Raw genomic sequence first — 12,532 nt, forward strand, 5'->3', positions numbered from 1 at the left:
GGATCGACGACCAGAGGAAAGCGACGCCAACAGAACGGATTACTCGATCTGTTCGCGGCCGTCACGCAGATAACCAGCGTCGAGTGCGGCGTAGTGAATCTTGATTGGGTTGTCCAGATTCTGCCCAGTCGCCTGGTACTTCTTCCTCACCCTCTCCACGTGGTCGCGGACAGTGTCCTCCCGGATACCCAGCCTGCGGGCGACCTGCTTCGCTGTCCTCCCGCTCGCGATCAGCGCCATGATCTCCTGCTCTCGCGATGTCAGCTTGGGCTCGTCCCCTGAGCCGTGCAGCACTGCGGAGATCACGTCGGCCGAGATGACTGTCTTTCCGGACGCGGTGGCCTCGATGCTCTCGAGCAGGCGGTCAGCGAGGTCGTCTTTGGACATGAAGTTGACGCGCAGCCGCCGGATGACCGGCGGGACTTCCTTTCGCTGAGGCTGAGAGCTGATCACCAGCACAGCGAAGCCCTCGTTCATAAGGGTCGTGACGTTGCTCGTCAGCGTGCTGCCGTCTGCCAGGATGACGTCCAGCAGCACGACCTGAGCGCGTGGTCCGTCGTGTTCAAGCAGCGCGGGCACCGTTTTGACTGCGGTGACGAACGTCAGGTCAGCCGGGTGACGCGTGATCATGGCTTGGAGGGTGGAGACGGCAAACGAGTCGTCGTCGACCACCGCGACGGTGATCATGGTTGGTAGGCGACCGCGAGCCAGGCGGGCACAGCGGTTCTCACGTCGTGACTCGTGCTGTCCACGTCCTCGTCCTCCGGTTCGTCCACGTCGACGTCGATGCTCAGGTGTAGCCCGTGTGCGTGCACCGCAATGCCGAGCTCGTCGCGCAGAACCGCGGCGTGACCGGCCTGGGTCGGGAACTGGATGGTGATGGTGACTGCGTCGTCTGCCGTCCGGGGTCGGCTGACCTGCCAGTCACGCGTGGTGAGGTCGACCCCGGCCTGAACGGTCAGCAGCGCTCGTCCCGGTTCGGCGTGGTTCAATGCGCGGGAGACGAGATCCATCATGGCGCGGCGAGGCCCTGGAGCGACCCTGTCCATGTTCTCCGCCCACTTGATCTCCACGTCCGTGCCGCGTCTCGCGGCGTTGGTCGCCAGCTCGGCGAGGTCCACAGCTCCTCCCTTCGCGCCGCCCAGGGTGTCGATGCGCCGCAACGCGAAACTCGCTGCCTGGAACTCGGCCCGCACCGACCGGTCGTTCGGATCGATCGTGCCACGAGCGACCGACTCGAGAAGTCGGATGACTGTCTCGTCGAACTGTTCTGCCTTTCTCGCGCGCTCGCGCCGAGCAGCGGCGCGCGCCCGGCGATCCGTGACCACAACGCTGGCAGCCCAGACCTTCTGCGACGTGATGTCGGTTGACTTGCGGAGGAACGCGAACGCCGCAGCGATGCCGAGCTGGACGATGACATTGCCGAGCAGGATTCCGGTCATCTTCGACAGCCCGCCCGGATCTGCCCCGATGTCCGTGAGGATCACAGTGACGTGTATGAGGTCTATCAGCGCGAGTCCGCTGAGCACCTCTCGCATCCGCAGGTGCGCGGCCACAAAGGCGGCCGCCCACACGGTGTCGCCGAACGCCCAGTTGGCGAATCCGAGCACGGCCTGCGGTTCGCAGCTGATCACCTCGACCGTCGAGGCAGCGAGGATCATCGCGCCGACGATGCGCGCTCGTCCGACGGTCATCCACGGCCGTCCAACTCCGAAGCCGAGCAGGCCGCCGCCGACCAGCATGACCAGCCAGCACATCAGGACGAGGCCGGGATGCTCGTAGTCGTCGCGCAAACCGATCAGGGCGGCGAGTGACAGGAAGTGGAAGACCAGACCGAGAATCGCGATCATGCGGAGGAAGCCCCCGCCGTATGCTCGCAGCGCGGCGCCGCCCACGTCGGGCTGAGCCTCCGCGATGCGCCCACCGATCCAGGACAAGGTCACCCGCGTGCCTTTACCTGGTTTGGATTCGACGCGGGCGCTTCCACCGATCTCCTCCATGCGCGCGATGATGCTGCTGGACATTCCACGTCCGGCAGGGTCGACGTCGTCCGCGGTGAAACCGATTCCGTCGTCGGCGATGACGACAGAGACGCGTTGCGGAGCGACGTGCAAGTCGACAGTCACGTTCCTGGCTGTCCGGGCATGGCGGGTGACGTTCTGGAGCGCCTGGAGCAAAGCTGCGCCGACCGCCCGCACGACGTAGGTCGGGAGATCGTCGGCGGTCAGCAGCACCTGCAGCTGAGCGTGCGGGTGGACTCGCTGGTTGTTGAGCGAAAGGACGACGGTCAAGCCACCGGCCGTGGTGGCCCAGTTGACGGCTTCGTCTGTCGCCTCCGCCATGGTGACCAGATTGGATCTTTGAAGCCTGCCCGCCGCGAGTGCGCGCAGCGCCGACAACGAGTCAGCGCACATCGTGCGCGCAACATGCTCCTTGCCGCGCAGATGCCCGCCTCCTACCTGCCAAAGTGTTGCCGCCACCCGATCGTGCAGCAGTCGCTCCTGTTGTTCCTGTTCGCGCTCGTGCTTCGCCTCCAACCGAACCGCGCTCTCCGTCGCAACCGCACGATCCAGCGCCTGATCGGCCTGACGTCCGCTGGCCCGCATGGTTGACAGCGTCCGCTGCGCGAGGATTCCCTGGAGCAGCAACAAGAGCGCGGTCTGAAGGTAAGCTTGATCAGTGGGCATTCGGCCAGCGAGGCCGACGCCGACGAGGTAGGCGATCACCATGGCCGCGGTCGCCACCATCGCGCCGGCGGGGGACAGCAACCAGCCTGCCAACAGCAGCGACACCGTCGCACCGGTGAAGATCCAGCTTGTGCCGTCGCCAATCATCGGCGTGGGCACCAGCAGCGCCGCGGCGACCAGCAGCACCGCGAACAACGCGGCGTCAACGAAGGCGACCCAACGCGGCAACCGCAGGTCGCGCAAAGTCATCCGTGCGACGAAGGCGGACCACCCAACGGCTGCCACGGCAATGACTGGACCGGATACCGGCGGGTCGTCAAGCGCGCCCGACACGAACACGACGATGATCGCGGCCAGCGCCCACAGCGTGCGGAAGACCCCGGCAACCCTGGTGATCACCTCGGACAGCACGGACCCCATTGGCGTGGCCGTTGCCGGGGTGGCCATGACGACCGGCGTCGAATGGCGATGCGGCCAAACCGATGGAGCGTGCATCGATCCTCCTGCCCAGGGACCACGGCCCTGACGTGCGCAGCGCAGATCCGTCGCCCCAGCCTCTCGTGCACGGCTCGGGTGCGACACCCCCCAATTCGGGAGTCGTCATGCCATGAATCGCGGGCTGATGCGCGCGCGGTCTCTCCTCGATGCTCGACATCGGATCTCACTGATCGTTCACCTGTGGTGGACAAGGGCAGACGACCGACGGAGGGGCGCGATGTACAGCGGGTTCGGAGATCTGGGCGGAGGGCTTGTCGTCGCGGTGTCGCCGCATGCCGACGACGCCGAGTACGGCGCTGGTGGCCTGCTGGCCGCCTATGCCGAAGCGGGCTGCGACGTCGTCATCGCACTGATGACCGGCGCTAACCCGGATCGGTTCACAGAGGCCGAGGCGGCGGCAGCGGTGCTCGGCGCGCGCGTCGTGGCGGACGTCACGGGCCGCGACGGCTCGCTGGAGGTGACGTCCGCGCGGGTGCGGTGGCTCGAGACGTGCGTCTCGGACGCCCGCGTTGTGCTGGCGCCCCATCCCGACGACACCCACCAGGATCACCGCGCGGCCGCGGCGATCACGCGGTCAGCGGTGCGACGAAGCTCGGTCAGCCTCGCCTGGTACCGCACACCGAGCAGCGGCCCTGAGTTCACGCCGAACGCCTTCCACCCCATCTCATCGGGGCACGCTCTCACGAGGAGCGCTGCGGTCGCCATGCACCGCAGCCAGTCGCATCGCACGTATCTAGATGAGGAGCACTTGACGCTCAAGGACGCGTGGCACGGCTGGCTCAGCGGCCACGACGCAGCGGAACCTTTCGACGTTGTTCGCCACCGCATCGCCGTCCCGGCCACTCTGCGGCCACGTGAGGAAGCGGATCTCCGCGTGTCGTCGAGGCGAGCGCGATGATCCCCGATGAAGCGGAAAGTGCGCAGATCCGCGTGGCTCACTTCAGCGACACGTTCCTGCCCCGGCGTGACGGCGTGATCAAGTCAGTCCGGGTGCTTGTTGCCGAACTCGAAGCCGCAGGGCAGCGATCGCTGCTGGTGGTTCCGCACCACCGGGAGTCGCCGGCCGGCGAGATCGGACTCGCGCTCCGGTCCCTGCCGACAGGCGTCGCCGGAATGCGAACCTGCCTGCCCTGTCTGCACCACGTCCGCGCGGTGGGGCGATGGCGTCCGAACGTGATCCACGTGCACACCGCGGGTGCGGTCGGCCTGCTGGGCGTCCTCGCCGCCCGAAGCCTCCGGGTGCCCCTGGTGGTCACCTACCACACTGACCTGCACGCATATGCCGACGCCTACCGGATCCCGACCACCGTGCTGCGCTTGATGTTGTGCCTGTACGGCGCCCGGCTCGGCGCCAGAACCCCACGGCCGCCGACGCGCGGTGCGGTGATCGACGCCATCAACGCACTGCTGCTCAGGCCGGCCGCGATGGTCATCGCGCCGACGGCGGCGATCCTGCACCGCGCGCCGCTCGAGCTGCCACACAACCGTGTCGTGGTGATTCCGACTGGGGTTGCTCACGTCCCGTCAGCGTCTGATGGCGGATGTCGCTTCCGCGCCCGGTGGGCTGTGCCGCCGGACGCACCGCTGATCCTGTTCGTCGGCAGGGTGAACGCGGAGAAGGGGATCGAACTCCTCGTCCACGCATTCCGCCATGTGTTGCGTGACCACCGCGGCGCACGGCTGGTCCTGGTGGGCGCCGTCTTCAACCCGTCCTGGTTGCGCAGGCTACTCATGGACGCCGGTGTCCTGCACAACACCGTCGTCACCGGCCAGCAGCCGGAGGAGGTGGTGGCTGCTGCGTACGCGGCGGCGACCGCGTTCGTGTTTCCCTCCCTCACCGACACTCAGGGGCTGGTGTTGCGGGAAGCCGCGCTCGCTGGTGTCCCCACGATCATGGTCGACGCCCACCTGCACGCGGCAGATCCGCAGCACATGGCGACACTTCTCGCCCGGCCGACTGCGGAAGACCTGGGAGAGGCGATCTCGACGGTGCTGTCCGACCCGCAGCTGGCGTCCAGCGTCGCCTCTGCTGCCTGCGAAGTCGCTTCGACGATGACACCGAATACATACGGGCGAAGTGTTCTCGCCATCTACCGAACCATCCAATTAGGACGATGGGCGGACGAGGTCACAAAGCGGCCGCGTTGAAACGAGGTATAGAAGTGTGGGAATATCCTGCGGCTGTCCATCGCACGATCCTTGTGGTCGATATCGAAGGATTCGGCCGTGCCTTCAGGACTCGCGAGGATCAGCTCATCATCCGCCGCGGACTCTACTCTGTCCTCCAAGAGGCGCTCGAACGGTCCGGGGTGCCGTGGGTTCGCTGCCATGTCGAGGATCGCGGTGACGGAGTTCTCGTGCTGATCCCGCCAGATGTGCCAAAAAGCCGCCTGAGCGCGGTGTTTCCGATCAAACTCGCCGCCGGGCTCGTCAGCCACAATTCGGCGAATCGGCCGGAGGCGCGTATCCGGCTGCGCGTAGCGCTGCACGCGGGTGAAGTCGTGCACGACGACGAGGGCGTGGTCGGAGCCGCGGTGGTGCTCGCCTTCCGTTTGCTAGACACCTCGGCTCTGAGGAACGAGTTGGCGGCCTCCTCCTGTCTCGTCGCACTCATGGTGTCGGATTGGTTCTTCGAAGAGGTCGTTCGGCACGATGGCCGGAGCAGGCCGGTGTCCTATCTCCGCGTGTCAGAGTGGACCAAGGAAGGGCTGATCAGCGCTTGGACGTGCCATCCGGCTCCTGGCATCTTCACGCAGGTCAACTCTTTGGCGCACCAGCCTGAACTCACGACAACTGATCGCGCCGGTGTGTTCGTTCAGGAACAACTGCGTGCGTCGGGAATCGCTGCCGGGCCTGTTGCATCGAGTGGGAATCCGTTGCTGGGCAAGTGATTGGCACGTTCGGGCGAGCATGCTCGCCGGCTTAGACCGTTGTTCGTCGATCCGGACGTCACCCGGTAGCCGAATCGATGATCAGTATCGGGTGAACGATGATGTCGGTGTCACAGGTCCGTTCAGGTCCATTGAGGACCGTTCCGACATGTTCAACGCGCCGACTTGCTCCCAGCCTGCTCACACCCCGTGCTCCCAGACGCTCATCGGTTCTGCCTCCTCTGCTCGATCACACCCGCTGCGGCATAAGAGTGCGCTGCAGACCAGGCCCTTGTTGAATGGAATTGCGTATGGCCGATGGCGTGCGGTGTGGCGTGATTATGGGCGGGCGGTTTGGGGCGATGGTGCTGGTGTGTCGCGTCGTGGCTGGGGTTGTGTGGATCGTGGTGGATTGCGCGGTGGCCGCGGTCAGCGGCGCGACGGTATGGGTGGATCTCGACTCGGCGAACAAGATCGGCAGCGTGGTCTGGGCGGTACTGCCTGACCCTCGAACGTAAGTAGCATTGCGACCCGTGACCGCGGCGGACAAGGGCAGGACATCGACGCATCTTTCGCGAAGATCGCTGCTCCTCGCCGGCACCGTTGCCGCGACGGTGGTGGCCCTGGGGGTGCAGGCGGTGCGGACCTCCCGCAGTCCGCAGCCGCATGATCCGCTCAACTGGGAGCCGGTGCCCGCACCTGCCCAGACGACCGAGCCGGTCGAGGTCGTGTACTGCGCGGGATGGGACCCCGCCACGCGCTCTCCGGTCTCGCCGATGTCCGAGTCGGTCGCACGCGCGCGGGACGCGGCAGGCGACCAGTACGCCGCGGTCCTGTTCGTCGGCGGGGTGGCGCGGGCAGTCGTCGAGGTGTGCTGGTTGGCCCACCACGCCGAGGTGTGGCACATCGACGCGTCTGGCCGCCGCTACCGGGGCGTCGCCTACCGCCGTTGGCCGGACGGGTGGTTGCGGCTGTTCGAGGTCCGCGGCTGGCGCTACGGCGAGCAGGACACGCCTGAGTTCGCCGGCGAGAACCCGACGTTCCGGGCTCGCGTCCACCGCACCGCGACCGCGACGGTCGAGAGGGTCGCGGTCTCGGCGGAGCTGTCCAACGGCGGCAAGCTCGACACCTCGCGCGACTGGCAGAACTGGCCGGAGCCGACGCGTCCACCGGGCGACGTCGCAGTTCCCGCAGCAGACGGCTGGCCCGCGCTCGCGGGGATGATCGGCCCGGTGACCGTCCGCCCCGGCCCCGACGCGGTCCCCGCCGCGTTCCCGTGGCACCCGCCGCACCCGCTGCGCCCCCGCCACATCGAGAAAGTCGTCACCGATGGCGCGCGCTTCCGCACGCAGAACGGTCGTGTCCAGATCATCAAGCGGATCCCAGCGGGCACGATCAGGCTGCCCAGCGGCAAGTTGCTCGTCGCGGACCCCGGCTGGCTCCACACCGACCCCAAACCGCTGACCGCGACTGCCCCACCCGGTGAATACCCGGTGGACGTGTTCGAGCTGGCGGAGGACGGGAAGTCGGCCTGGACGGTCGCCTGCCGAGTGACCGTGAAGGACGCGCCTGTCACGTCGTGGGACCTCGCGTTGCTCGACGGCGAGCACGAACTGAGCCTGGGCGACGGCGAGTTCTTCGGCAACCCGGTGGACACCGCCACGCTCGCCCTGGTCGATCAGGCCGGCGTCAAGGCGTACCAACAGGCCGACATCGACGCCGCCACGGCCGGAGAGGCCGTCTTTCACCGGCTTTCCGACCCGAAGACCGGCACCGACCTGGTCATCGTGCCGGGATGGAGCGACGGCGCGTACCCCGTGTGGATCGGACGCACTGAGGACGGCGCCATCGGCTGTTTCATCCTCGACTTCCGCGTGCCGGAACTGGCCAACGCTGAGCCCGCCTGATCCAGCCATACCGAAGGGCGGATGTTCGCTTCGAGCGTCCGCCCTTCGGCATGAGCCGCACATCAGCCGACACATGACCTGCGGCGAAGAGGGGAAATGAGTCAGGCGTCCTCGGCCGGGCCGATCTTGCCTTCGATGTTCTTGCGCGGGACACCGTCCACGTCCACGCAGAGTCCGAAGACGCGGTCCCTGGTGGTCCAGCCGTTGATTCGACCTCGGTTGTTCCCGATCTGCACCCGCTGCCCAGCGATCGCGGTCACCCGGTGCAGGTACAGCGTTCCGGCGACCCGCACCAGCACGATGTCGTCCACCTCAAGCTTTGCCGTGTCAACCGGAGCGACGGTCACCAACTGGCGGCTACGGATCAACGGCACCATTGACGAGCCGGTCGGGCGGAACTGCACCTTCTCGCCACGCGCGACCCGAGCCACAACGGCGTCCAACATCCCCACGCGCCGAAGCTTCGACGGCGGGCCGGACCTGCGCAATGCATTTTCGATCGCTCCGCGACAGAGGCGGGGCGTGGTGCAGCACGCGGCTTGCGGCATGAGCGGACGTTCTTCGGGTTTCGCATCGGGTTGTCCGCAGTTGTGCGTTCTAGGGGTGGATGGACCACATCCGCTCGGCATAGTTCGGTCACGATCTGTGTCTTGCCGACCTCGTTCTACCCCGACAACACCTAGGTCCGGGCCTCACAACCGTGCGCCCGAGTCACCAGATCACTCGTGGCGCGCTGCTGGTACGACGCTGCCTGTGGGAGGCACAACCCGACCCGCCGCAGCAATACAGCGGCAGGCTCGTCGCTTGACGTTGATGGATGTGCGCCCCGTCCATGATCGTGCCCGCCTGCACCACAGTGTCGGAGGCCACCGCTCACAGTGTTGGCCACGACCGCAGGTGGCACGTCGGCATCGTGAGGCACCAAACCAGTGTCCCGTCGCCGCACTGCGTACGTTGACGTCTCGAGCCTGTGGAACAACTTGCGGCGACAACCGCGTGAGGCTGATGCGCGCTATCCGGTGTTCCTGGCTTCGAGCGTCACCCGATAACCAGCGGTGAGCTTGACGATCTTGTTGTACTGCATGTCGCCCGCGGGGCAGGCGCGCGATGTGGTGTCCGTGGCGCCGTTGCCCCAATAGAACGTCGCCCACACGCATCGCCCGTCTTTCATGTGATCGGTGAGCCACGTCTCGATGTAGTCGCCACAGTCGCGATACCAGATGGTGCCCGCCGTGTCGTCCCGCCGATCTCGCACGTCGGTGGACCGCCACGCGCAGCCGCCTCCGCCTCCGCCTTCGACAGCCTTGGGCGTCCCCACCTCGGCCTGGAGGTCCGGCGTGGGTTGAAAGATCGTCCAGGGCCACACCCAGGCCACCCCGGTCGCCACCAGCACGCCGGCCACCACACCGGCCAACGCGACCACGCCGTATGTCCACCAGTTCCGCCGGGCGTGTTCCTCCGCCTCTGGCGGAGACACGGGTTCCTCTTCGGACGCTTCCTGTTCTGGGGACGTTGCCTTGGGCTCCGCCATCAACTCCTTGAGACGAGCCGTCCACGCCTCAACGTCGCCTCCGCACGCGCGGACGTACGCCTGGACACGCGCGACCGACGGCAGCGTGTGCCCTCGGGTGACCTGCGAGAGGGTGGCGACGGAGTAGTGGGCGAGCGGCGCCATCTCCTCCAGGGTCAGGCCGGCCGATTTCCTCAGTTCCCGCAGGTCGTGCGCGAACCTCTGCACCGGTCCGTCGTCGGGGTTCAGCGGTCGTTCAGGGCGTCCCACCCTCCATATGTTTGTGTACGAATTTTCTTTCAGCAACACGTTGCGTGATTGAAAAACCACTCTCGCAGGTAGGAAGGCCTGTGTGGACGGCTTTCACGTGCAACCCGGCTACCTCGACGCGTACGGGTATCTCATCGGCATCCAGGGCAAGCGGATCGTCAAGGCGATCGAGCACCTGCCCTACAGCGACGGCAGAGCGCAAGGTGTGGTCTATCTCGGACTGGTCAAGCAACACCGGCGGATCGTGATTGATGCCCACGACTGGCTCAGCAAGCTGGGCAGCCTGCTCGGCGACTCGTCGCGCGCGCTGTTCGAGATCGCCGAGGACTACGTGGCCACCGACCACACCCAGGCCGAGGCACACGATCGGCTGTACCCGGCGCCCACGACGCTGTTCCCGTACTCGGAGGCCAAACCACCCCCGCCGATCTCCTCGGTGCAGGGAGTGCCGCCGCAGTACCGGCTGGAGAACCACAAGCCGGTCCCCGACCGGCGGATGGGACCGGGGCTGCGGCCGGACGCCGCTACCGAGATGCGCGAGGTCGAGGACCCGACCGGCTATCTGAAGAGGGTCAGCGGCGGGCGGATCGAGGACAGGTTCGGCAACGCCAACGACGTGCTCGGGAAGTTCACCGACTTCTTCAGCCCGTCCGCATTGATCCGCAAGGCGATCAAGAAGGCGTGGCACGGCAAGGACCCCTACGACGACTTCATGGACACCCTCGCCGGCGATTTCAAGCTCTGGGCGCGCTACGCGATTGTGTGGATGGATCTTGCCAAGTTCTGCAACGCGCTTGTCCTGAACATCCAGACCAACAACACCGACCTCAACGACTACTGGTCCGGCAAGGCCGCCGACGCCGCGTTCCTCTACTTTCACCAGCTCGCGGTGGACATCGCGATCCAGCGGGACAGGTTCGTAGCCCTCTCGTACGCCTACGAGGAGATCGCGGGCAACTTCAAGTCCGCGGGCTCGACGATCTCGGACCTGCTCGACGAGATCGGCAACTTCGCGCTTGGCGCCATCGTGGCCGCGGGAGCCGACTTCGCGTTCGGCACGAAGGGCCTGCTATCGGCCGGCTCGACCGCTTATACCGCGACCAGGGTCGCGGAAGTGGTGCTGAAGATCATCGACTCGCTGGGCCGGCTGAAGACGTTCGTCGTGGCCGTGAACCTGGACCAGTACTTCACCGACCGACTGAAGGATGCCCCACGCGTCGGCACCCTGCCCACGCACGCGCTTCCCGATGTCAATCCCTACTGACCACGCGAGGTGCGTGACGGCGACCGACGAACAGCGCGGCAGGTGGCGGCGCAGAGCCGGCGACCTCGGCAAGGAGCTTGGCAGGAAAGCGTTCGAGCACGGCAAGGAGCGAGCAGCGGACTTCGATGGGGTGGCGGCCGCCGGATTCGGGACTGCGGCGGTCGAGTCCGCGGCGAACGCCTGGCGCGAGCTGCTCGGCAGACGGCACCTCGTACGCACCACCACGATGCTCGGACGAGAGCTCATTGGCGCGTGCTCGTCCGAGGTAGGTGCGGTCAAGGCGGCGTTCCAGACATCGGCACTGAAGGCGCGGAACACCAGGTTCACATCTGTTGCCAGCGCTGGCCGATCTCCACCGGCTGGCCGACGAGATGGTCGATCTCGTCCTGGACGACCCGTGGCCGCCGGGCACGCCAATCCCCGAGCGGACGAAGTCCGCGATCAATGAGTTCCGCACCAGGCTCGGCGGCCTGGATGCGGCATGAACCCACTTCGACAAGGAGACAAGATGAGGCGGCTTCGCACCGCACTGGCTGTCCTGTGCAGCGTTCTCATGATCGCGTCCTGCTCCGTCTATTCGGACGACGAGATCGGCGATGGCTCGGCACCGGAGGCTGGCGAGAACGGGCTGCCCGAGCTGCCGGACGACCAGCGGGGCAACGACCGGCCACCGGTCGGCTTGATCGGCTTCCAGCCGCCACTGCTCCCGATCACCTTCAAGCTGACCACGGACGGAAAATTCGCCATCTCCGTGGGCGGGCAGTTCGTCACCCCGTTCGGTGTGATCAAGATCGGGATCGGGCAGGAGCTGGCCTCGGTCCGCGGCGCGGACGACCGTGTGCTGCCGACCCCGCCGGCCGACGTCACCGAACTGATCATCTGTCAGGAAGGCCCGCCGCCGAGCCCCTGCCAGGGCTACACCATCCGCTCGGGTCGCAAGCTGCGCGTGGACATCAACGGCAAGGTGGTCCAGCACATCGAGACCGACCGGCAGGTCATCGAGGTCGCCCCCGGCACCACGATCAATGTCACCGACGACGGTGCCTCGACCAAGACAGGCATGCCAGGCCCCGCGCGCATCGCCATCGAGGAGTTCAAGTTCCACGAGACGAGCAAGGACTCCGAGGTCGACCTCGAACGTTCGCACTCCGGTACCCGCAACGACCTTTCCTACGACCACATCACCGGCGACCTCAGGACAGTCAACGGTGCCAAGGTGTCCCGCATCTCCCACCATGGCGTCGACAACTGGTGGGACAACCTGGAGACCACCGATCTGCCCGGCGAGAAGGAATGCCGGGAGTCCCAGGACTGGCGCGACGGTTTCGCCGCCAATGACTTCGCCGACGACGTGACGGTCGCGTGCGTCAAGACGGCGGAAGGCGATCTCGGCTATCTGGCGATCGGCGTCGTCGCAGAGAAGAAGCCGGTGGCCTACCGCATCTACGCCTACACCTGGGTACGTTGACCATCAGTCCGGGGAGCTCTTCCAAGCCACAGGGTTCCCTTGTGTCCGGTCGACTGGG

12 protein-coding genes are annotated in these 12,532 nt (G+C 66.5%); 8 read left to right on the forward strand and 4 right to left on the reverse strand.

Annotated features, from left to right (window positions below):
* Window positions 1-39: 39 nt before the first annotated feature.
* Window positions 40-687, reverse strand: a complete 648-nt coding sequence (locus ACWGE0_RS31520; RefSeq protein ID WP_452264549.1) for a LuxR C-terminal-related transcriptional regulator — start codon at window positions 685-687, stop codon at window positions 40-42.
* On the reverse strand, window positions 684-3,134 hold the full coding sequence (locus ACWGE0_RS31525) for a sensor histidine kinase (RefSeq protein WP_452264550.1): 2,451 nt from the start codon (window positions 3,132-3,134) through the stop codon (window positions 684-686). Before ACWGE0_RS31525 ends, ACWGE0_RS31520 begins: the two co-directional genes overlap by 4 nt.
* Before the next feature lie 268 nt (window positions 3,135-3,402).
* On the opposite strand from ACWGE0_RS31525, the gene ACWGE0_RS31530 reads away from it, so the two are divergent.
* The 5 genes from ACWGE0_RS31530 (at window position 3,403) to ACWGE0_RS31550 (ending at window position 7,962) form a co-directional block, all read left to right on the forward strand.
* A complete protein-coding gene (locus ACWGE0_RS31530) occupies window positions 3,403-4,083 on the forward strand; it encodes a PIG-L deacetylase family protein (protein ID WP_452264551.1) in 681 nt (226 codons plus the stop codon).
* Window positions 4,080-5,333: a glycosyltransferase gene (locus tag ACWGE0_RS31535; RefSeq protein WP_452264552.1), complete on the forward strand. Its 1,254-nt coding sequence runs from the start codon at window positions 4,080-4,082 to the stop codon at window positions 5,331-5,333. The genes ACWGE0_RS31530 and ACWGE0_RS31535 overlap by 4 nt, the downstream gene beginning before the upstream one ends.
* Window positions 5,300-6,076: a hypothetical protein gene (locus tag ACWGE0_RS31540; RefSeq protein ID WP_452264553.1), complete on the forward strand. Its 777-nt coding sequence runs from the start codon at window positions 5,300-5,302 to the stop codon at window positions 6,074-6,076. The genes ACWGE0_RS31535 and ACWGE0_RS31540 overlap by 34 nt, the downstream gene beginning before the upstream one ends.
* A gap of 290 nt (window positions 6,077-6,366) precedes the next feature.
* Complete coding sequence (locus ACWGE0_RS31545) at window positions 6,367-6,573, forward strand: hypothetical protein (protein WP_452264554.1); 207 nt, start codon at window positions 6,367-6,369, stop codon at window positions 6,571-6,573.
* A 15-nt stretch (window positions 6,574-6,588) separates the two neighbouring features.
* Complete coding sequence (locus ACWGE0_RS31550) at window positions 6,589-7,962, forward strand: DUF4241 domain-containing protein (RefSeq protein ID WP_452264555.1); 1,374 nt, start codon at window positions 6,589-6,591, stop codon at window positions 7,960-7,962.
* Window positions 7,963-8,063: 101 nt separating this feature from the next.
* Here ACWGE0_RS31550 and ACWGE0_RS31555 read toward each other — a convergent pair whose 3' ends face one another.
* Both ACWGE0_RS31555 and ACWGE0_RS31560 read right to left on the reverse strand, forming a co-directional pair.
* Entirely contained in the window at window positions 8,064-8,414 is a 351-nt protein-coding gene (locus tag ACWGE0_RS31555; protein ID WP_452264556.1) for a hypothetical protein, read from the reverse strand.
* A 560-nt stretch (window positions 8,415-8,974) separates the two neighbouring features.
* Entirely contained in the window at window positions 8,975-9,742 is a 768-nt protein-coding gene (locus ACWGE0_RS31560) for a helix-turn-helix domain-containing protein (protein ID WP_452264557.1), read from the reverse strand.
* An 82-nt stretch (window positions 9,743-9,824) separates the two neighbouring features.
* Between ACWGE0_RS31560 and ACWGE0_RS31565 the strand changes: the two genes are divergently transcribed.
* The 3 genes from ACWGE0_RS31565 to ACWGE0_RS31575 all read left to right on the forward strand — a co-directional run bounded on the left by ACWGE0_RS31565 (window position 9,825) and on the right by ACWGE0_RS31575 (window position 12,474).
* A complete protein-coding gene (locus ACWGE0_RS31565; protein WP_452264558.1) occupies window positions 9,825-11,006 on the forward strand; it encodes a hypothetical protein in 1,182 nt (393 codons plus the stop codon).
* Between the two features lie 332 nt (window positions 11,007-11,338).
* A complete protein-coding gene (locus ACWGE0_RS31570; RefSeq protein ID WP_452264559.1) occupies window positions 11,339-11,491 on the forward strand; it encodes a hypothetical protein in 153 nt (50 codons plus the stop codon).
* A gap of 23 nt (window positions 11,492-11,514) precedes the next feature.
* Window positions 11,515-12,474 (forward strand): hypothetical protein, encoded by a 960-nt coding sequence (locus ACWGE0_RS31575; protein ID WP_452264560.1) that lies wholly within the window; start codon window positions 11,515-11,517, stop codon window positions 12,472-12,474.
* The last annotated feature ends 58 nt before the right edge of the window (window positions 12,475-12,532 follow it).

This window comes from Lentzea sp. NPDC054927 (assembly GCF_053610285.1).